The organism is Streptomyces sp. AC558_RSS880 (genome assembly GCF_019049255.1).
GTDB lineage: Bacteria > Actinomycetota > Actinomycetes > Streptomycetales > Streptomycetaceae > Streptomyces.
Genome location: NZ_JAGMUJ010000134.1, coordinates 64,985 through 87,380 on the forward strand (window position 1 = coordinate 64,985; position 22,396 = coordinate 87,380).

Sequence of the window (22,396 nt, forward strand, 5' to 3'; positions counted from 1 at the left end):
CAGGTGGTGCACGGTCACCAGCAGCCGGCCCGGGGCCTCCGCGCCCGCGTCGAACCACACCACCTGCACCATCACGCCCGACTCCGGCGCCAGCCGCGCCACCGCGGCCCGCGCCTCGGCCACCACGTCGGCGTCGGCCAGGGACGTGCGGCGCACGCACGCGGCAGCGTCCACCGAGCCCCGCTCACCCACCTCCAGCGCCCAGACCAGTCCGCCCGCCGTCCGGGTCAGCCGCAGCCGCAGGGCGTCGTGGTGGTCAAGGAGTGCCCGCACCGCCGTCGTCAGCCGCTCCTCCCCCAGCCCGGCCGGGACCTGGAGCAGCACCGACTGGTGGAAGGCGTCGACGGGTCCGTGACGCTCGCGCAACCGGTGGACGATCGGGGTGAGTTCGACGGGTCCGGTCCCGTCGTCCTCGGCGCGGACGGCCGGCCGGTCGTCCGCGCGCCCGCTGACCCGGGCGAGTCCGGCCACCGTCTGGTGGGTGAAGACGTCACGCGGGGTGAGGACCAGGCCGGCCCGCCGCGCCCGGCTGACCAGCTGGATCGACATGATGCTGTCCCCGCCCAGCGCGAAGAACCCGTCGTCCGTGCCCACGCTCCCGGCATCGACGCCGAGCAGTTCGGCGAAGATGCCGCGGAGGGTCTCCTCGGCCGGGGTGCGCGGCGCGCGTCCTCCGTCCGCCGTGCCGGTGGGGTCGGGCACGGGCAGGGCCGCGCGGTCCAGCTTGCCGTTGGGGGTGACGGGGAGGGCGTCGAGCACCATGATCTCGGCGGGGACCAGGTACTCGGGCAGGGTGTCGGCGGCCCGGCGGCGCACCTGTCCGCCGTCCAGGGTGCGGCCCCGTTCGGGCACGACGTAGCCGACCAGGCGCCGGCCGCCGGAGGGAGCCCCGTGGGCCACGACCACGGCGGCGCCCACGCCCTCCTGCTCGCCGAGCGCGGCCGCGGCCTCGCCCGGCTCGACGCGTACGCCGCCGATCTTGACCTGGTCGTCGACGCGGCCCAGGTACTCCAGTTCGCCGTTGTCCGTCCAGCGGGCGAGGTCGCCGCTGCGGTACATCCGGGCGCCGGGCGGGCCGAAGGGGTCGGCGACGAAGCTCTCCGCCGTGGCGCCGGGGCGGTCCAGGTAGCCGCGGGCCAGCTGGGCACCGGCGATCCACAGCTCGCCGGAGGCGCCCGGCGGCACCGGCTCCAGGGCCGCGTCGAGGACGTACAGGCGGGTGTTGGCGACCGGCCGGCCGAGCGGCGGCGGGCCCTCGGGGTCGGCGGGGCAGCGCCACCAGGTGACGTCGACGGTGGCCTCGGTGGGACCGTACTGGTTGAACAGAGCCGCACCCGAGGCGCCGAGCACGTCGTGGAAGCGCCGTACGAGGCCGGCGGGCAGGGCCTCGCCGCCCGAGAACACCCGGCGCAGCCCGGTGCAGCCGGCGGCGGCCGGCTGGTCCAGGAAGGCGCGCAGGACGGTCGGCACGAAGTGCGCGGTGGTGACGGACCGGTCCCGTATCAGCTCGGCGAGCCGGGCGGGGTCGCGGTGCGCCTCGGGCTCGGCGACGACCACGGCGGCGCCGGCGAGCACCGGCCAGAACAGCTCCCACACGGAGACGTCGAAGCCGGCGGAGGCCTTGTGCAGCACCCGGTCGTCGGACCGGAGACCGTACTGCTCCTGCATGCCCCACAGACGGTTGACGACGGCCCGGTGCGGGACGGCGACGCCCTTGGGGCGCCCCGTCGAGCCGGAGGTGTGGATGACGTAGGCGGTGCTGTCGCGGTGCGGCGCCGCGAACCCGGCGGGCCCGGAGGCGTCGTCCCGCGGTCCGGGCGGCCCGTCGAGCGGCAGGGCCGGGGCCCGCACGGCGGAGGGCAGCAGGCCGCGCGTCTCCTCCGTGGTCACCACGCACACCGGGTCGGTGTCGGCGAGCAGCAGGGCGATGCGCTGGGCCGGGAGGTCGGGGTCCACGGGCACGTACGCGGCGCCGGTGCGCAGGACCGCGTGCAGGGCCACGGGCAGGCCCGCCGAGCGCGGGACGAGCACCGCGACGCGGCGCTCCGGTCCGGCCCCGAGCGCGCGCAGGCGGCGGGCGAGGGCGTCGACGCGGGTGTCCAGCTGCGCGTAGGTGAGCCGGTCGGCACCGCAGACGACGGCCTCGGCGTGCGGGGTGCGCGCGACGCGGTCGGCGAGGAGTTCGGGCACGGTGGCGGACGGGACGTCCATGGCGGTGTCGTTCCAGTCGGTGAGTACCCGCCGGCGTTCGTCGTCGGCGGTGGTGGCGGCCCGGGACACGGTGAGGTCCGGGTCGTCGGCGAAGGACTCCAGGAGCCGGGTCCAGCGCCGGGTGAGGAGCCGTACCGTCGCGGGGGTGAAGCGGTCCGCGCGGTATTCGACACGGCCGTCGATCCCGTCCGGAGCGCCTTCGGGGGTGCGGTGTTCGGCCATGTTGAAGGAGAGGTCGAAGCGGGCGGTGGCGGCGCCGACGCGGATCGGCTCGGCGGTGAGGCCGGGGAGTTCGACGGCGTCGCGGGTGAGCTCGGGCTGGGCGGCCAGCATCACCTGGAACAGCGGGTTGCGGTCCAGGGAGCGGGTCACGCCCAGGTGGTCGACGAGACGCTCGAAGGGCACGTCCTGGTGGGCGTAGGCGGTGAGGTCGGTCTCCCGCACCCGCCGCAGCAGCTCGCGGAAGTCCGGGTCGCCGCTGGTGTCGGTGCGCAGGACGAGCGTGTTGACGAAACATCCGACGAGGTCCTCCAGCACCTCGTCACCGCGCCCGGCCACGGCCGTGCCGAGCGGGATGTCCGTACCGGAGCCGAGACGGGTCAGCAGCGCGGCGAGGGCGGCCTGGAGCGTCATGAAGACGGTGGCGGAGTGCTCGCGGGCCAGCTCCGCCAGGCGGGCGTGGAGCGGTGCCGGGATGTGGAAGAGGTACGAGCCACCGGGCGCGGTGCCGGTGGAGTCGCCCGGTGCGACGGTGGTGGTGTCACCTGACGCGCCGGTGGTGGGGTCCACGGGCAGGTCGATGCGGTCCGGCAGGTCCGCGAGCCGCTGCCGCCAGTACGCGAGCTGACGGTCCGTCACCCCGTCCGCTCCGTCGTCGGCGAGCAGGTCGTGCTGCCACAGGCTGTAGTCGGCGTACTGGACGGGCAGCGGGGCCCAGTCGGGCGCCCGCCCCCGCGTACGGCTGCGGTAGGCGGTGGACAGGTCGGCCGCCAGCGGTCCGAACGACCAGCCGTCGGCGGCGATGTGGTGCAGCACCAGCGCCAGGACGTGGTCGTCCTCCCCCAGCTCGAACAGGGCCGCCCGCAGCGGGATCTCGGCGGCCAGGTCGAAGGGCCGGCGGACGGTCCGCTCCAGCTCGGCGGCCAGGTCCGCCTCCGCGACGCGGACCGCCTCCGGTTCCGGGCGGGCCCGCTCGGAACCGGCGTCCAGGATCTCCTGGCGGGGACGGCCGTCGACGTCGGGGAAGACGGTGCGCAGCGCCTCGTGGCGGGCGGTCAGGTCGGCGAGCGCGGCGCGCAGCGCGGGGAGGTCGAGGGGACCGCGCAGCCTCAGCACCACCCGCATGTGGTAGCCGTCCGTGGTGCCCTCGGCGAACCGGTGCAGGAACCACAGGCGGCGCTGGGCGGAGGACAGCGGGACGTCGTCGGGCCTGGGGCCGGCGGCGGGACGGGGACGGGGCGGGGCGCCTGCGGCGGCGGCGACGCGTTCGGCGAGTTCCGCGATCGTGGGGGCCTCGAAGACGGCGCGGACCGGCAGGTCGGCGCCGAGCGCGTTGCGCAGGTGGGCGACGAGGCGGGTGGCGAGCAGTGAGTGTCCGCCCAGGTCGAAGAAGCTGTCGTCGATGCCGATCCGGCCGACGCCGAGGAGCCGCGCGTACAGGCCGCACAGCACTTCCTCGAGCGGCGTGCGCGCCTCGCGGCCGCCGTCCGCCGCGGAGCCGTCCGCGGCGCCGGGGTCGGGCAGGGCGCGGCGGTCGACCTTGCCGTTGGGGGTGAGCGGCAGCCGGTCCAGGACGACGAACGCGGAGGGCACCATGTAGCCGGGCAGGCCGGCCGCGGCGTGGCGGCGCAGCTCGGCCGGGGCCGGGGCGCTCTCGGGCCCGGTTACGGTTCCGGCCCCGGTCTCCGGGACGACGTAGGCGACCAGCCGGAGGTCGCCCTCGGGCGTGTCCCGGCGTACGTCCGCGACGGCGCGGGCGACCGCCTCGTGGCTCTCCAGGAACGCCTCGACCTCGCCGAGTTCGACGCGGTGGCCGCGCACCTTGACCTGGTGGTCGGCGCGGCCGAGGTGGTCCAGGCGGCCGTCCGCGGTCCAGCGGGCCAGGTCGCCGGTGCGGTACATGCGGGTGCCGGGCCCGCCGTACGGGTCGGCGAGGAAGCGCTCGGCGGACGGACCGGGGCGGCCCGCGTAACCCCGGGTGACGCCGGGACCGGCCAGGTAGAGCTCGCCGGGCGTTCCGGCGGGGACCATGCGCAGCCGGTGGTCCAGGACGTAGGCGCGGACGCCCGGGCGGGGACGGCCGATCAGGAAGCGCCCGCCGGACCGCAGTGCCCCGGGCTCGTCCACCGCCTGGAAGGTGCTGCTCATGGTCGCCTCGGTGGGCCCGTACTGGTTGACGACCAGCGGGTTCCCGAGGGCGGCCGTCTGCCGGAGATGGCTTTCGGTGAGCGCTTCGCCGCAGGTCATCACCAGCCGCGGGGAGGGGCGTTCGCCGGCGGGCAGCTGTGCCGCCTCCTCGTTCAGGGCGACCAGCAGGGACGGTACGACGGAGAGCAGCGCGGTGACCCGGTGGCGGCGCATGGCGCGGACGAGGGCACGGGCGTCGTTGGCCTCGTCGGGCGGCACCATGACGACACGCCCGCCGACGGCCAGGGTGCCGAGGATGTCGCGCACCGAGGGGTCGAAGGAGACGGACGCCAGGTTGAGCACGACGTCGTCGGGGCCGAGCCGGGCGGTCCCGGACGTCAGGTACGAGAAGTAGGCGGCGACTCCCTCGTGCGGCACCACGACCGCCTTGGGCCGCCCGGTGGAGCCCGAGGTGTGGATGACGTAGGCCGGGTGGCCGGGCCTCAGCGGCGCGGTGCGCTCGTCGTCGGTGAGGTCGCCGTCCGGCAGGGCGCGCAGCGCGCGTCCGGTGTCGGGGGCGTCGAGCCGTACGGCGCCGGAGCGGGCGTCCTCGGGGAGCGACGCGGCCGCCCCGGTGGTGGTCAGCACCGTCACCGGCCCGGCGTCGCCGAGCATGTACGCGATGCGGTCCGCCGGGTAACCGGGGTCCACCGGGAGGTACGCCGCGCCGGCCTTGAGGACCGCCAGCAGGGCCACCACCAGGTCCGGGGAGCGGGGCACCGCGACGGCGACGGTCCGTTCGGGCCCGGCGCCCCGGGAGACGAGCAGGCGGGCGAGGCGGTTGGCGCGGGCGTGCAGTGCGCGGTGGGTGAGCCGCTCGTCCCCGAAGAGGACCGCCGGGGCGTCGGGGGCGGTGGCCGCCCGGGCCTCGAGGACGCCGGTGACGGTGCCGTCCGCCGTGCTCCCGTCCTGTGCTCCCTGCCAGGCGGTCAGCAGGTGGCCGCGTTCGCGCGGGGTGAGGACGCCGGCGCGTCCTGCGGGCCGGTCCAGGCCGTCGCCGAGCTCCTCGAAGAGGCGCACCAGCCGGTCCATGAGCGCTTCGGCGGCGGCCCGGTCGTAGGCGGAGGTGTGGTAGCCGAGGGTGAGGTGCAGCCGCTCGCCGGGGGTGGCGAGCAGCCGCAGCGGGTAGCTCGTGGCCACCCCACCGTCGACGGCGGAGACGCGGATGCCGTCCGCCGGCCGGAACACGGCCGGGTCCAGCGGGAAGTTGAGGAACACCACCATCGTGTCGGCGAGCGCTCCGGCACCGGTCTGCCGCTGGATCTCCGGCAGACCGAGGTGCTGGTGGGCGGCGAGACGGGACTGCTCGTCCTGCAGCCGGCGCAGGACGGCGGCCATCGGCCGCACCGGGTCGAGGCGCACCCGCACCGGAACGGTGCTGATGAACAGACCGATGACGGACTCCACGTCCTCGACGTCGGCCGGGCGGCCCGCGTTCGGAGCGTCGAGGACGACGTCGTCACGGCCCGTCAGCGCGCCGATCAGGGTGGCCCACGCGCCCTGCACCAGGGTGGCCGGTGTCAGGTCGTGGCGGCGGCAGTGCGCGGTCAGGCGGGACGTCAGGTCCGGGGGCAGCAGGCGCTCCACGACCTCGTGCCCGGGTGCGTACGCCGTGCTGCCGGTGTCGTCGTGGTCGGTCCGGCTGCCGGTCACCGGCACCACGAGGGTCGGTTCGGCGCCGTCGAGCGCCTGCCGCCACGCCCGCCGTGCCGCGTCCTTGTCCTGCCGGGCGAGCCAGGACAGGTACCGCTCGAACTGCGGCGCCGGGGGGAGGGAGTCCGGCTCGGCGTAGGCGGTCAGCAGTTCGTTCAGCAGCAGCGGCTGTGACCAGCCGTCGAGCAGGATGTGGTGGTAGGTCACGATCATCGTGTGCCGGTGCGGGGCCAGCCGGGCCAGCGCCACGCGCAGCAGCGGCGGCCGCGCCGGGTCGAACGGGGTCCGTCGCTCCGCGGCCCGCAGCTCGGCCAGCCGCGACTCCCGCTCCGGCCCGTCGGCCGTGGACAGGTCCGTCTCCCGCCAGGGCGGTTCCACCTCGCCGGAGACGATCTGCACCGGGCCCGCGTCCGCGTCGTGCACGAAGGCGGCCCGCAGGCTGCCGTGCCGGGCCAGCAGCCGGGCCCAGGCGGTGCGCAGCCGGGTCGGGTCGAGGGGGCCCTCCAGCGTGAGCGACAGCTGGACGGTGTAGTCGTCCACCCGGGCCCGACCGGCCTCCCCCGCCTGCGCGGCGGCCAGGGACTCGAAGAGCAGTCCTTCCTGCAACGGTGTCAGCGGGAGGATCGGCATGTCCGCCGGACCCGGGTACGGGGCGGTCAGCCGCTCGCGCACCGGCGCCGGTACCGGCAGCAAGGGCTCCTCGTGTGCCGCCTCCGGCACTTCGGTGACGCCGGTGTCCTCGGCCTCCCGCGCCACGGAGGCGAGGGCCGCGACGGTGGGGTGCGCGAAGACGTCACGGACGGCCAGGCCGATCCCCGCCCGGCGCGCGGCGCCCACCAGCCGCATGGCCAGCACGCTGTCGCCGCCCAGCGCGAAGAAACTGTCGTCGATCCCCACGTGCGGGAGGCCCAGCAGCTGGGCGAAAACAGTGCACAGGGCCTGCTCGGTCGCGTCGCGCGGCGCCCGGCTGTCCGGTGCGGCCGCGAAGTCCGGCGCCGGAAGGGCGGCGCGGTCCAGCTTGCCGTTCGTGGTGAGCGGCAGCTCCGCCAGCACCACGAAGGCGGCGGGCACGAGGGCCTCCGGCAGGGTGCGTTCGGCCAGGGTCCGCAGTTCGGCCGGAAGCACGGCGAGCCTGCGGGCGAGACCCGGCTCGTTGGTGTGCCGCGCCCGGGCCGGGACGGATTCCGTCGCGGCCCGGTAGGCGCACAGCACTTCACCGGTCGGGGAGTCCGGGGTGTCCGTGCGCCGGAAGACGGCGTCCACCGCGCCGGGGCCGGTCACCGACGGCGCCACGGCCACCCGGTAGCCCAGTTCCCCGGCGAGGGCGTACAGGTCCTCGGGGTCCACCGCGCCGGGCACCGGGACGTCGTCCGCGAGGACGCGCGCGGCACGGGCGGGTTCGGCCCCCTCGTCCAGCCGCCGGGCCGCCAGGACCTGCCGGGCCGTGCGCTCGTCGGGGAGCCCCGACACGCGCAGTCGGGCCGGGCGGGCCGTGGACAGGATGCGCCGCAGCCCGTCCAGGTCCGTTCCGTCGCCGGCGTCGTGGCTGTCGGCCGGCGTCGCCACGGCCGCCGGGGCCGTGTGCAGGACGACGTCGTAGCGGTAGCGGCTCAGTTCGTTGCGGTACCCGCCCCGCTTGACCTGGACGTCCGCGGCGGTGAAGGGGCCGCCGGGGCCGGTCCGGCCGGTGAACCAGGCGGGGTCGACGAGGAGTTCGTTCTCGTTCAGCAGGGCCCGGCCTATGGACCGGCGCAGCGCCGCGGTGCCGGTGTGCCGGCCCGGAGGGAGGCGGACGAGGTGCTTCTCCGTCTCGAAGACGCGGGCGGCCCGCAGGTCCCGTACGTCACCGACGAAGATCCGCCCGCCGGGGGCCAGCAGCGGCGTGACGGCGTGGATCACCCGGTCCAGGTAGCCGGCGTCCGGGAAGTACTGGATCACCGAGTTCAGTACGACGGTGTCGAAGAATCCGGTGGGCAGGCCCTCGGTGTCGTCCGCCGCCTGGTGTCGCAGGGTGACGCGGCCGGCGAGGTGGCCGGGCAGCCGGTCGCGCAGCGTGCCGATCACCGCGGCGGAGAAGTCGGTCGCCCAGTAGGTCTCGGTGTCCCCGGCGAGCCGCGACAGCAGCAGGCCCGCGCCGACGCCGATCTCCAGCAGGCGCACGGGACGCAGGGCGCGGATACGCTCCACGGTCGCGTCGCGCCAGCGGCTCATCTCCCGGTGCGGGAGGGGCCGGCCGTCGTAGCTGCTGTCCCAACTGGAGAAGTCGTCGCCGAAGGCGGGGGGTTCGCCGGTGGCGCCCGGTGCGGACGGTGTCTGGGCGGCGGGCGCGTAGACCGACTCCCAGACGGCGTTCCACTCCTGTACCTGTGCCCGTACCCGCTCGGACCCGGACACGTCCGTGTCACGTCCGTGGAGGGCCGGCACCACGTAGGCGGTGAGCTGCCGTCGGCCCGGCTCGTCCTCCCGCACGATCACCGCGGCCCGGCTCACCGCCGGGTGCCCGGCGAGCGCGGCCTCGATCTCGGCGGGCTCGGCGCGCACCCCCCGGATCTTGACCTGGTGGTCGGTCCGGCCCAGGTACTCCAGCGTGCCGTCGCCGCGCCACCGCGCCAGGTCGCCGGTGCGGTACATGCGGCTGCCCGCGGGGCCGAAGGGGTCGGCCACGAAGCGGAGCGCGGTCGTCCCGGGCAGGGCCGGGTAACCGCGGGCGAGCTGGCGTCCCGCCAGGTACAGCTCACCCGCGACGCCCGGGGCGGCCGGCCGGAGCGCCGCGTCGAGCACGTACACCCGGGTGTTGTCCACCGGACCGCCGATGGGGACCGTGCCCGTCCCTGCGGGCGGCGTGGTGCCCGTCCCGGCGGGGAGGCAACTCCACCGGGTGACGTCGATGGCCGCCTCGGTCGGCCCGTACAGGTTGAACAGCGGAACGCCGAGGAGGCCGAGGCAGGTGTCGGCGAGTTCGGCCTCGAGCGCCTCGCCGCTGCAGATCACGCGCCGCAGCCCGGCCCCCGCCGCGGCCGCGGCGGGCTCGTCGAGGACGTCGAGGAACACCCGGAGCATCGACGGGACGAAGTGCACCGTCGTCACCCGGTGGGTCTCGACGGCCGCCGCCAGGTACTGCGGGTCGCGGTGCCCGCCGGGGCGTGCCACGACCACCGTGGCGCCCGTGGTCAGCGGCCACAGCAACTCCCACACGGACACGTCGAACCCGACGGGCGTCTTGTGCAGCACCCGGTCGTCGGCGGTCAGGGCGAACTCCCGCTGCATGCCCAGCACCCGGTTGGCGATGGCCTCGTGGGAGACGACGACGCCCTTCGGGCGGCCGGTCGAGCCCGAGGTGAAGATCATGTACGCGGCCGAGCCGGGCGCCACGGGGACCGGCGAGGACAGGGCTCCGCCGTCGCCGGCGGACGCGCCGTCCCCGAGGAGGACCGTGTCCGGGCCGCTCAGGCGGGGGAACCGCTCGACGAGGCCGCGCGTGGTGAGGACGCAGGCCGGGGCCGCGTCGTCCAGCAACAGTCCGATCCGCTCCGCCGGCAGGTCCGGGTCCACCGGCACGTACACCGCGCCCGCGCGCAGCACGGCGTGGACGGCGACGAGCAGGTCCGCCGAACGCGGCACGGCGACGGCCACGCGGGTCTCGGGCACGGCCCCGCGCTCGCGCAGCAGCGCCGCGAGCGCCGCCACCCGGGCGTCGAACTCGGCGTACGTCAGCTCCTCGGTACCGTCCCCGCCGTCCCCGTACACCACGGCGGTCGCGTCGGGCGTGGCCGCCGCCCGTGCCGCGACCAGTTCGGGCACGGTGACGGGCGGCACCGGCACGGCGGTGTCGTTCCACTCCGCCAGCACCTGCCGCCGCTCCTCCGGGAGGAGCACGTCGACGGCGCCCACGGTCCGGGTGGGGTCGGCGACCGGTCCCTGGAGCAGCCGCACCAGCCGTTCGCCGACGAGGGCGACGTCCTCCGGTGAGAAGACGCCGGTCCGGTAGCCGAACCGCAGGCTGAGTCCGGCGGTCTCCGGCACCACCAGCAGCGTCAGCGCGTAGTGGGTGCCCGCGTGGACGTGCGGATCGGTGATGCCGAGGCCGGGGCCCGGCCGGAAGGCGGCCGGGTCGACGGGGAAGTTCTCGAAGGTCAGGACGGTGTCGAAGAGCCGGTCGAGCCCGGTCGGACGGGTGATGTCCGGCAGGCCCAGGTGCGCGGCGGCCGTGAGGCGCGACTGCCGGCGCTGCATCCCGTGCAGGACACCGAGCAGGTCGTCCGCCGGACGCAGCCGTACGCGCACGGGGACGGTGTCGACGAACAGCCCGACCATGGACTCGGCCCCGTCGATCTCGGCGGGACGGCTGGCGACCGTGGTGCCGAACACGACGTCGTCGCGCCCGGTCAGCCCGGCCAGGAGGAGGGCCCAGGCGCCCTGGACGACGGTGTTGAGGGTGAGGCCGTGCGCGGCGGCCAGGTCCCGCAGGGCGTCGGTGGTGCGGGCCGGCAGGTCGACGGTGTACCGGCCCTGCGCCGGCTCCGCCGCTTGAGTGGCGTCCGGCACGAGGAGCGTCGGTGCGTCGAGCCCGTCGAGCGCGGCGCTCCACTCGGCGCGGGCCGCGTCGCGGTCCTGCCGTCCGAGCCAGGACAGGTACGCGCGGGGCGGGGTCACCGGCGGCAGGGGTTCGTCGTGGTACAGCGCGAACAGCTCACGGCCCAGCAGGGGCAGCGACCAGCCGTCGAGCAGCATGTGGTGGTGGGTGAAGAGCACGGCGTGCCGCTCGGGGGCGAGCCGCACCAGGGCGATCCGCAGCAGCGGGGGGCGTGCCAGGTCGAAGCGTCCGGCCCGCTCCTCGGCGGCGACCTGCCGCAGCCGCCGGTCCCGTTCCCGGTCGTCGGTGTCCGTGGGCGGCTGGGTGAGGTCCACGTCGCGCCAGGGCGGCTCGACGTCGTCGAGCACCACCTGCGCCGGTACGTCGGCGGCGTCGGCGACGAACGCGGAGCGCAGGACGGGGTGCCGGCGCACCAGGGCGTGCCAGGCCGCACGCAGCCGGTGCCCGTCCAGCGGGCCCTCGACCGTGAAGCCGAGCTGCACGGTGTAGTCGTCGTCCCCGGCGGCCTGCGCGTCGTGCAGGGACTGGAACAGCAGGCCCTGTTGCACGGGGGTCAGGGGCAGGGCGTCCGAGAGTCGCGGGTAACGGGCGCGCAGGCGCCGGAGTTCCGCCTCGGCGAACAGGGCGGCGTCCGAGGACTCCGGTACCGGGGAGGCGTCGCCCGTGGCGTCCTCCCGCGGGAGCGCGCGGGCGGCGAGGTCCGCCACGGTCGGGTGCTCGAACACGTCGCGCAGGGCGATGGCCAGTCCCTCGCGGCGTGCGGCGGCGACCAGGCGCATCGCCGAGACGCTGTCGCCGCCGAGGGCGAAGAAGTCGTCGTCGACGCTCACGCCCGGTGTGTCGAGCAGGCCGGCGCAGAGCCGGCAGAGGGTCTCCTCGACCGGGTTCCGCGGCGTCCGGCCGCCACCGGGGACGGCCGCCGCAGGCGCGGGCAGCGCGGCGCGGTCGAGCTTGCCGTTCGCCGTCAGGGGCAGTTCCGGGAGGGTCACGAAGGCGGCGGGCACCATGTACGGGGGGAGGCTCCGCGCCAGCGCCGCGGCCAGCTCGCGCTCACCCGCCACCGGCTCCGTGCCCGGGACGAGGTACGCCGTCAGCTGCCGCCGGCCCGGTGTGTCCTCGCGGAGCACGACGGCGGCACGGTCCACGCCCGGCTGCCGCTCGAGCACGGCTTCGATCTCGCCCGGCTCGATACGGTGTCCGCGCACCTTGACCTGCTGGTCCGCCCGGCCCACGTAGGCGAGCCGGCCGTCCGGCGTCCACCGTACGAGGTCGCCGGTCCGGTACATGCGGGTGCCGGGGGCGCCGAAGGGGTCGGCCACGAAGCGTTCGGCCGTCAGGCCGGGCCGTCCCGCGTACCCGCGCGCCAGTCCGGCGCCGGCGATGTACAGCTCGCCCACCACTCCGGGCGGCACGGGTCGCGCCGCCCCGTCCAGCACGTACACCGCGGTACCGGCGATCGGCCGTCCGATGGTGACCGTCGCCGCTTCGGCGTCCTCGGCCGACAGGTCCGCCGCGGTCGACCAGACCGTCGTCTCCGTGGGTCCGTAGACGTTGGTCACCGACGCGGCGGACGCGAGGAGTTCACGCGCCAGCGCGCCCGGCAGCGCCTCACCGCCGACGAGGACCCGGACGCCGCCGAGGACGGGGGCGACCTCCGCGGACACCGCCTGCCACAGGCTCGGCGTCGCCTGCATCACCGAGACGCCCTCGGTCAGCAGCAGCCGCCGCAGTCGTGCCGGGTCGCGTGTCTCGTCGGGTCCGGCCACCACCACCGCGGCACCGGCCACCAGGGGCGCGAGCAGCTCCAGGTTGGCGATGTCGAAGCCCAGCGTGGTCACGGCGAGCAGGCGGTCGCCGCCGCCGAGGCCGGCCCGCCCGGCCATGTCCAGCAGCAGATTGGCGAGGCTCGACCGGGGGACGACCACGCCCTTGGGCCGTCCTGTCGACCCCGAGGTGAAGATGACGTACGCCGCGGCCGAGCCGTGCACCGTGGCGGGCGGCACCGCGACGCCGGCCTCCGCGGGGGCATGAGCGTGGATATGGGTTTGGGCACGGGTACGGGCGTCGGCGGGGGCGACGTCGCACGGCCCGTCGGTCAGCACGCGTCGCGGGCCCCGCGGCACCCGCCCGTCCAGTTCGGCCGTCGTCAGGACCACGGCCGGCCGTGCCTCGGCCACCATGAGCTCCAGCCGCTCCACCGGGTGCGACAGGTCCAGCGGCAGATAGGCGGCGCCGGCACGCAGGCAGGCCAGCACACCGGTCACCAGGTCCACCGAACGTGGCAGCGCCAGCGCCACGCGGTCCTCCGGCCCCACTCCGTGACCGGCCAGGACGCCGGCCAGCCGGGCCGCCCGGCCGACCAGTTCGCCGTACGTCAGGGACGTTCCCCGGGCGGCCACCGCGACGGCGTCCGGGGTTCGGGCCGCCTGCGCCGCGACCAGCCGCCACGGGTCGCTCTCCGCGTCGCTCTCCCCGGCGGGAACGACCTTGCCGGCGGCTCCGGCACCACCGGACCAGCCGCCCAGCACGCGCCGGCGCTCGTCCTCGTCGAGCAGGTCACCGTGGCCGATCGGCCGTGCGGCGGCGTCGTCCCCCGCGGTGAGCCTCTCCAGCAGCCGCAGGAACCGCTCGTGGTGTCCGGCCAGTTCACCGGCCGAGTACAGCTCGGGGTTCCCGTCGACGACGACCTCGATCGCGTCGCGCTGTCCCGGGCGTCCGCCGTAGCAGGCGACCGACAGGTCGGCCACCGGTCCCACGGCCAGACTGCGCAGAGTGCCGCGGAGGCCGCCGAAGGTGAAGTCCTGGCCGAACGGCATGACGTTGACGAGCGGCCCGTAGAGCCGGCCCCCCGCGGAGAGACCGAGGTCGCGGGCGAGGTCCGCCTCCGGATAGCGCTGGTGCCGCAGCGCGTTCTTCATCTCGGCCGCGACCCGGGCGGTCAGCTCGCCGTACGTCAGACCGGGGTCCACCCTCAGCCGCAGCGGGACGACGTTGGACACCATGCCGGGGGCGGCCTCCGCGACGGAACCGACGCGCGCGGTGACCGGGAAGCCCAGCACCAGGTCGTCCGCCCCGGTCATCCGGTGCAGATAGGCGGTGACGCCCGCGACGAAGGCGGCCGGCCAGCTCGACCGGCCGCTCCGCGCGACCTTCCGCATCCCCGACTCGGTCTCGGGGCTCAGCCATGAGGTCCGCCGGCGCACCGGGGCGGAAGGCGGCGCGGCCCGCTCCACCAGCCCGGCCGGTGCGGGCCGGCCGGCCATCCGTTCCAGCCAGTACGCCCGGTCGGCGCGGAAGTCGTCCGAGGCCCGGTAGGCCGCCTGCTCGTCCAGCAGTTCCCGGAGCGGCCGCAGGGCGCCCGCCGCGGGGTCGCGCCCCTCGGAGAGCGCCGTGTAGAGGGCCGCCGCGCGCCGTACGGCGATCCCGGCGCCGAACCCGTCGCTGATCAGATGGTGGATGCCCGAGTACCACCAGTGGCGCTGCCCGGCGACGCGGATCACCGCGCTCGTGAGGTTCGGCGGGTGGCCCAGGAGGCGCGGGCGCGCCATGTCGGCCTTCATCCAGGCGTGGGCCGCGGCCTCGGGGTCGGCCTCGGCCGACACGTCGACGAAGAGCTGCTCCCACGCGCCGGCCGGCTCGACCCACTGGCGCAGTTCGCCCTCGTGCTCCCCGATCCGGACGCGGAATCCGTCGGCCTCGTCGAGGAAGCGGCGCGTCACCTCGGCCAGCAGCGCGAGGTCGAGCGGACCGGCGATGTCGACGTAGATGCCGAGGTTGTAGGCGCGGCTCTCCGGTGCCAGTTGCTGGCCGAACCAGATGCCCGACTGCCCCGGGGTCAGCGGCAGGCCACGAGGGTGGTCGTCTAGCACGTGCGTAACTCCCAGGCGTACGGATGAGCGGCGAGCGTGGCCCGACCTCGGTGCCGGACCGGGAAAACCCCGGTGACCACGGCGTTCACCGCGTCGGCCCACCTCGGTCCGGGTTGATCGTCTGTCACCTCGGTGTCTAGCACGGTGAGTTGACCTGTCGGGGTGCCCGCGAGCGGAAAATGATCTTCAGGTGAACTGTCCCGCACCGCGCGGCCCTCCGCGGCGGTCGACGCCGGGGCAGGAACTGCGCATTCCACCTGTGGCGCACGCCCGGCATTCACCCCGGCATCACTCGCGGAGACCGCTTGTTCACCCGGCTGAACTTTCCCCCAACTGCGGTGATATGTGCGCTCCTGGACGACATCTGCCGTCCGCGGCCGGATGCCATCATCGAGCCGTCGCGGCGCCTCTTCGGTTCCGCGTCCCCGGGCCCCCGGCACTCACCCCGCCCTGCCCTCCCGATCCCTTCCCGACGCTTTCCCGGCCCCTCTCCGCCGCGCCGTGCGGCGGCAACCCCCGAGGACCCTCATGGCTCAGCTCGGCACCCCCTTGATGAGCCCCGCCGAAACCCGCCGCGCGTTCCGCGCCCTGCTGCTCGGCCTCTTCGCCGGCCTGCTGGCCGGCACCGTGGTCGTCACCGCGCTGCCCCGCGTCGTCACCGACCTGGACGGCGGCCAGGCCGCCTTCACCTGGGTCGTCGCGGCCACGATGGTCTCCTCCACGCTGAGCCTGCCGCTCTGGGGGAAGCTCGCCGACCGCACGGACCGCAAGACGCTGATCCAGTGCTCGCTCGGCCTGTTCGCCCTCGGGTCGGCGTGGTGCGCGCTGGCCGGTGACGTCGGGCAGCTCATCGCGGGCCGGACCGTGCAGGGGCTGGGAGCCGGCGGGGTGAACGCGCTGGCCCAGGTCATCATGGCCGCGCTGGTCCCGCCACGGGAGCGTGGCCGGTACAACGGCCGCATCACGCTGGTCGTCACGGCCGGAACGGCCGCCGGTCCCCCGCTCGGCGGCCTCCTCGCCGACACCCCCGGGGTGGGCTGGCGCGGCTGCTTCCATCTGGGCGTGCTCCTCGCGGCCGGCGCCGGACTCACCCTCCACCGAACACTGCGGCTGCCCGGGTCCGGTTCCGGGCGTGCGACACACGGAACCCGTCCCGACCTCTGGGGCGCGGCCCTGCTCACCGCGGCGGTCGGTACGCTCCTCCTCACCGTCACCCGGGCCGGTGACGGCGTCCCGTGGGTGTCCTGGCCGACCGCGGGAGCGGCCTGCGCCGTGCTCGTCCTGGCCGTGCTGTTCGTCCGTCGCGAGTCACGGGCCGCCGATCCGCTGGTGCCGCTGCGCCTGTTGCGCGACCGCACCATCGCCCTGTCGGCGCTCGCCGGTTTCGCGGTCGGACCGGCGCTGTTCGCCGCCCCCGCCCTGCTGGGTCAGTACTTCCAGACCGCCCGGGCGCAGTCGCCGACCGTATCGGGTCTGCTGACCCTGCCGATGATCGCGGGTCTGCTGGTGGCCTCCGGCGTCGCCGGCCGTCTGATCGCCACGCGAGGCCGCTGGAAACGCCTCCTGGCCGTCGGAGGACTGCTGCTCGTCCTCGGCTTCTCGCTCATGGGCACCGTGACGGCGGACACCCCGCTGCCGCTGGTGAGCGCCGCCCTGTTCACGGGAGGCGCGGGCGTCGGCATCATCTCGCAGAACCTCGTGCTGATCGCCCAGAACGCGGCGCCACCGGACGGCCTGGGCGCCACCACCACCTTGGTGGTCCTTTCCCGCAGCCTCGGCGGTGTGCTCGGGCTCGCCGCGCTCGGCTCCCTGCTGACCGCCCGCGTGGACGCCCTGTCCTCCGCGCACGCCGCGGCCGGGACCGGGCTCGACGGCGGCCTGCCGGACCTGGGCGCGCTGCCGCCCTCGGCCGTGGAGAACGTCCGGGCGGTGTACGGGCGGGCTTTCGGCGACGTGTTCGCCACCGCCGTGCCCTTCGCCCTGCTCGCACTGGCCGCCGTCCTGCTGATGCGGGAGACGCCTCTGCGCACCGCGCACGGGGAACCCGACCAGGGGCCGGGCCCCGGCCCGGAACAGGAACCGGGACCCGTCCGGACATAGGCCAGTGCCGACGCTCTCGGCTCCGGCCTGCTGAAACGGTGGACGAACCGCTCGTGCACAGCGTTCGGTTCATACGCCCGCGATCCGACCTCGACAAGGTGGGGCGGGGTGAACGGACGAGGGCGGGACCGCTGTGCGGGTCCCGCCCTCCGGGGTGCGGTCCGGGCCGGCCGGTGCGCGGGTCAGACCGGGACGGGGGTCTCGTCGCGCGTCTCCGCGGCCAGCTGCCGGTTCAGCTTCTCGCCCTCGATGTCGAGGTCGGGCAGGGCCTTGTCGACGGGCCCCGGCAGCCACCAGGCGGCGCGGCCGAGCAGCGACATCACCGCCGGGACCAGCGCCATGCGGACGACGAAGGCGTCGACGACCACGCCGACGGCGAGGGCGAACCCGATGGATTTGATGATCGGGTCGTCCATCAGGACGAAGCCCCCGAACACGGACGTCATGATGAGCGCGGCGGCCGTGACGACGCGGGCGTTGTGGCCCATGCCGCTGACCATGGCCGCCTGCGGGTCGGCGCCGTGGACGAAGTCCTCGCGCATGCGGGAGACGAGGAAGACCTCGTAGTCCATGGCGAGGCCGAACAGGATGCCGATGAGCAGGATCGGCAGGAAGCTCACCAGCGGGCCGGGGGTGTCGACACCCACCAGGCCGGCGAGGTGCCCCTCCTGGAAGATGGCGACGGTGATGCCGAAGGTCGCGCCCACGGTGAGCAGGAAGCCCAGGGCCGCCTTCAGCGGTACCAGGACCGACCGGAAGACCAGCATGAGCAGCAGGATGGACAGGCCCACCACCAGGAGCAGGTACACCGGCAGGGCGTCGGCGAGCTTCTCCGAGACGTCGATGCCCAGCGCGGTCGCGCCGGTGAGGGCGATGTCGGCGCCCTCGACGTCCGCGACCCGGTCACGGATGTCGTGGACGGCGTCCTCGGTGGCGACGGCGGTCGGGCCGGCCTCGGGGATGACGGCCAGCAGCGCGGTGGTGCCCTGCTCGTTCAGCTGCGGCGGGGCCACGGCCAGGATGCCGTCGGTGTCCTTGATGAGGGCGGTGGCCTTCTCGGCGGCCGCCCCGGTGGACTGCGCGTCGTCACCGTTGACGACGGCGATGAGACGGCCGTTGAAGCCCTCGCCGAAGCCCTCGGACGTCAGGTCGTACGCCTCGCGTGCCGGGGAGCCCTCGGCGGCGGTACCCGCGTCCGGCAGGGCTATGCGCATGTCCTGGGCCGGGAGGGTGAGCGCGCCCAGCCCGAGGATGCCGACGACCAGGAACGGCACGCGCAGCTTGGCGACGAGCCGGCCCCAGGCGAAGCCGAAGCCCTCGGCGGCAGTGCCGTCCTCGGCGGTGTGCCCGTCCGCCTGGCGCTGCTTGCGCGGCAGGATCTTCTTGCCGGCGAAGGAGAGGAAGGCCGGCAGCAGGGTGAGGGCGACCAGCACGGCGACGGCGACGGTGCCCGCCGCGGCCAGGCCCATCACGCTCAGGAAGGGGATGCCGACGACGGAGAGGCCGGCCAGGGCGATGACGACGGTGGCACCGGCGAAGACGACGGCGGAGCCGGCGGTGCCGGTCGCGCGGCCGGCAGCCTCCTCGGGCTTCAGGCCCTCGGCGAGGTACTGGCGGTAGCGGGAGGTGATGAAGAGCGAGTAGTCGATGCCGACGGCCAGGCCCAGCATCAGTGCCAGGACGGGGGCGGTGGAGGTCAGTTCGATCACGCTGGTCAGGGAGAAGAGGCCGGCCATGCCGACCGCGACGCCGATCAGCGCGTTCAGCAGGGTCATGCCGGCGGCGACCAGCGAGCCGAAGGTGACGACCAGGACCACCGCGGCGACCAGGACGCCGAGCGCCTCGGTGGAGCCGATCTCCACCTCACCGCCCATGACCTCGCCGCCGTGCTCGACCCGCAGGCCCTCGGCGTCGGCGCCGACTGCCGCGTAGGCCGACTTCTGCTCGTCGGTGACCTCGTCTGCGGCCTTGTCGAACTGCACCTGGATCAGGGCGTAGCGGCCGTCCCGGGAGACGGAGCCGGTTTGGAACGGGTCCATGGCGGCGGTGACGCCGTCGATCCCGGCGGCTTCCTTCACCAGGGGTGCCACCGCGGCGGGGTCCAGCTTCCCGCCCTCGGGCGCGGCGAGGACGATGGCACCGGTGGCTCCGCCGGCCTGCGGGAACTGCCGGTCGAGGTCGTCCAGCGCCCGCTGGGACTCGGTGCCCGGCATGGAGAACTTGTCGCTGGTCGGGCCCATCAGGGTGGCGGCGCCGACACCCAGCAGGGTCAGCAGGAGCAGCCAGAGGGCGGCTATTCGGCCTCTTCTGCGGAAGGAGAACCGCCCGAGCCGGTACAGCAGGGTCGCCATGGAGGAGGGGTCTTTCCGTGAGGGGTCAACTGGGGGTGTGGTCAAGCGCCCGCAGCGCGCTGCGGATCATTTCGGCGCGCAGCACCTCGTCCGGCGCCACCTCGTCATCGGCGGCACCGGTGATGAAGACGGCGCCCAGCACCATCCACGCCGCCACCCGGGCCGGTGCCCGTCGCGAGCGGCCGGCCAGCGCGTCCAGCAGCCCGTCCGCCAGCTCCATGACGTTGAGGTCCTGGTGGCAGGACATCTCGGCGATGTCCTCGAAGAGAAGCCGGATCTCACGGCGGAACCGCAGCGTCAGGTCGACGTATCCGACGACGGTCTCCTCCACCAGCCGGCCGCCGGTCAGCCCGGCCACGCGGTCGAGCAGTGCGGCGAGGGCGTCCCGGGCCGGGGCCAGCAGCTCGATGAGGATCTTCTCCTTGCCGGCGAAGTGGTAGAGGAGTGACGCCTTCGAGCAGCCCGCGTCGGAGGCGATGTCCTGCAACGAGGTGCCGCGGAAGCCGTGCACGGCGAACAGCCGCAGTGCCGACTCCAGGATCTGACCGCGCATGGCGGAGGCGGAGCGTGCCATTCCTCAACCATAACTGTCCGATCGGTCAGTTCTGACCGATCGGACAGTATGCCGCTGTGGCCTGCATCACTCCTCCCGCTCGGGACCTGCACGGGGCGCACACACGGCCGACTTCGCCGAGGGGCCGACCGACACCACCAGGCCGAAGGGCAGGCCCTCCACCCGAGAAGCGGGTGCGATCACGGCGTCGGAGCGCTGACAAAAACTCCTGTGCACCGCCTCGCACGCCTCTGCGATCATCCCCGAATGGCGCACAGTCTCGAATCGCTGGTCATCCGGCACACCCACCGCCTTCCCTCCCCCCAAGGCTCCGCGGGCGAAGGAGCCACCGCCGCGCGGCAGTTCGACGCGGCGTTGACGTCCGTGGGCTTCAAGCTCTCGGCGAAGCTGCTGGAGCGGCTGTCCGGACTGTCCGAGGCCGCGGTCGTGCACACCGCCAAGCGGACGCTGCGCACCGTGGGCGAGATGGTGGGCGACCACGTCCGGCACAACTCGTACTTCATCGACTTCCCGGCGAACGTGCCGGACACCGAGGAGTTCTGGATGCGGTGTGTGACGAAGGCGCTCGGCGACGACACAGCGCGGGAGAACGTGCTGACGCAGCTGGCACACGGGGTACTGGACCTGCTCAGCCTCCCCGCGTACGGCCGCTACCAGCACACCTACGAGGAGATGCTCGCGGCGCAGGACGAGCTGATCGCCTCGGCCGGCGACCGGGTGACCGTCCTGCACCTCGGGCGGGATCTGGACGACGAACTCACGGACCTGTACCTGGCCCTGGCGGGCAGCACGACGCCGCTGGGCGAGGACCACCTGCGCGACCTCAGGGTCCTCGCCGAGCGGTGCGCGCTCGGCCCCCAGCCGGAGTCGATCCCGGTCCGGGAGAACCGGGCGGTCGTCAACGAGGCCCGTCTCGCTGTCGGCGCGGACCTCCTGCTGGACACCGTCACCGATGTGCTGCGGCTGGCCTGCGCGCTGTCGGGCGGTGACGTGACGCTGCGGGAGCCGACCCGGTTCCGGGCTCTCTCGCGGCCGGCCCGCCGTGCGCTGCTCGCGGGCCTCGACGCCGTGGTCGCGGCGAACCCCGCCAAACTGGCCGATGTGCACGCGCACCGCGAGCCCTTCAAGCGGCTCGGTGAGCGCCTCCACCCGCACGAGTACCCGCGCTGGCCGCACGCCGCCGAGGTGTTCGCCGTGGCGCGGGGCGAGAAGGAGGCGCGGTCCTTCGACAGCCGTGTCGAGGAACTGCTCGACGAGTTCGACATCCTCGGTGCGGTACGGCTGCTGGAGTCCGCTCCCGGCAAGCTGTTCCGCGCCCTGGACCTCCTGCTGCGCATCGCCGCCGACCAGGAGCAGCGGGACGCGGTGGTGGCCGCCGCGGTGCGGGTCGCCCCCGAGGTCTCCGGTCGGCTCGTGCTCTCGGTCCGCGAGCACTTCCAGAACCGGGAGCGGGAGACCGACGAACCCCGGGTCTTCGTCAACCGCCGGGGCCGCGGCTGGGTCGCCCCCGACGTCCGGCCGCCGGTTCCCGCCGCCGACCGCGATCGTCTGATCGCCGCCCTCGACGCCGAGATGCGCCGCAGGCTCCCGACGCCGGACCGGCTGCTGCTCGGCCCCGACGTCCTCGACGTGGCGCTCCCGCTCAGCGGCAGGGCGACCGCGGCCGGGCTCGGCGTACTGCCGCGCGGTTCGCTCTCGGCGGTCGACGGCGAACAGCTGCGCTTCTTCGTGTACTGGAAGGAGGCCGGGCACCGGACCGACTACGACCTCTCCGCGCTGCTTCTCCACACCGACTACAGCACCGACTCCTGGCTCTCCTACACCTCCCTCAGAGCTGTCGGGGGCGAGCACTCGGGCGATGTCACCGAGGCTCCCGACGGGGCCTCGGAATTCATCAGCCTGTCCCTGGACCGGGTGCGCAGCAGCTTCATCGTTCCGCAGGTCAACATCTACGCCGGCGAGGGCTTCGAGGAGGTCGAGGAGTCGTTCTTCGGTTTCATGCTGCGCGACGGTGAGCAGCGGGGCCGACCGTTCGAGCCGCGCACGGTACGCATGAAGTCGGAGCTTCGCGGGGTGGGCCGAGTGGCGCTGCCCCTGGTGTTCCGGCGCGAGGACGACGGCCGGTGGCGCGCGAAGTGGCTGCACCTGTATCTGAAGGGCATCTCGTCCGCCAACCGGGTCGAGGAGAACCAGGTGTCGGTGTCCAAGGTGGTGCGCGCCGTCGTGGAGCGCGAGTACCTGACGGTGCGTTACATGATCGACCTGATGTCCGGCGACACCACGGCCGTGGAACTGTGGGACGGCGGACCGGTCCCGGACGAGCCCGTGATGTACATCGGTCTCGAACGTCCCGAAGGGCTGCACCCGGAGTCCCGGGTCGTCACCCTCGAAAATCTGCGCGACCTGATCCCGGGCTGAGTGCTAGCGTTGCCCACGGCGAGGCCATGAAGGGGCTTCCTTCTCAACTCCTTTCCTGAAACAAGTTCTTTCGCTTCCCTCGCCCTCGATGTCGCTCCGGGCGGCGCCCGAGCTCACCGCGCGGGCGCCGCCCGAGCCGTGTGAGCCGCTTGGCGCCCCGGAGGACGGCCATGGCAGCCGCCGGGGCACCGGCCGGACGCGGACGCCGGGCCCTCCGCCG

General features: G+C 74.7%; 5 protein-coding genes. 2 read left to right on the forward strand and 3 right to left on the reverse strand.

Annotated elements, in window-relative coordinates:
- The coding region (locus KUM38_RS32505) for a non-ribosomal peptide synthetase (protein WP_217134798.1) at positions 1 to 14,733 on the reverse strand (14,733 nt) is incomplete at its 3' end.
- A 552-nt stretch (positions 14,734 to 15,285) separates the two neighbouring features.
- On the opposite strand from KUM38_RS32505, the gene KUM38_RS32510 reads away from it, so the two are divergent.
- Positions 15,286 to 16,833 carry an MFS transporter gene (locus KUM38_RS32510; protein ID WP_254398109.1) on the forward strand — a complete coding sequence of 516 codons (1,548 nt, stop codon included), beginning with the start codon at positions 15,286 to 15,288 and terminating at the stop codon, positions 16,831 to 16,833.
- A gap of 182 nt (positions 16,834 to 17,015) precedes the next feature.
- Here KUM38_RS32510 and KUM38_RS32515 read toward each other — a convergent pair whose 3' ends face one another.
- A complete protein-coding gene (locus KUM38_RS32515; protein ID WP_217134802.1) occupies positions 17,016 to 19,184 on the reverse strand; it encodes an MMPL family transporter in 2,169 nt (722 codons plus the stop codon).
- A 25-nt stretch (positions 19,185 to 19,209) separates the two neighbouring features.
- Positions 19,210 to 19,758, reverse strand: a complete 549-nt coding sequence (locus KUM38_RS32520; RefSeq protein WP_217134804.1) for a TetR/AcrR family transcriptional regulator — start codon at positions 19,756 to 19,758, stop codon at positions 19,210 to 19,212.
- Positions 19,759 to 20,004: 246 nt separating this feature from the next.
- Between KUM38_RS32520 and KUM38_RS32525 the strand changes: the two genes are divergently transcribed.
- Positions 20,005 to 22,176, forward strand: coding sequence for a TerD family protein (locus KUM38_RS32525; protein WP_217134806.1), 2,172 nt, complete (start codon positions 20,005 to 20,007; stop codon positions 22,174 to 22,176).
- Positions 22,177 to 22,396: the final 220 nt, after the last annotated feature.

Bases quoted from the DNA above. Each gene is read 5' to 3' on its own strand.
- KUM38_RS32510 (WP_254398109.1), top strand. From the start codon at position 15,286: ATGAGCCCCGCCGAAACCCGCCGCGCGTTCCGCGCCCTGCTGCTCGGC.
- KUM38_RS32515 (WP_217134802.1), bottom strand. From the start codon at position 19,184: ATGGCGACCCTGCTGTACCGGCTCGGGCGGTTCTCCTTCCGCAGAAGA.
- KUM38_RS32520 (WP_217134804.1), bottom strand. From the start codon at position 19,758: ATGGCACGCTCCGCCTCCGCCATGCGCGGTCAGATCCTGGAGTCGGCA.
- KUM38_RS32525 (WP_217134806.1), top strand. From the start codon at position 20,005: ATGGCGCACAGTCTCGAATCGCTGGTCATCCGGCACACCCACCGCCTT.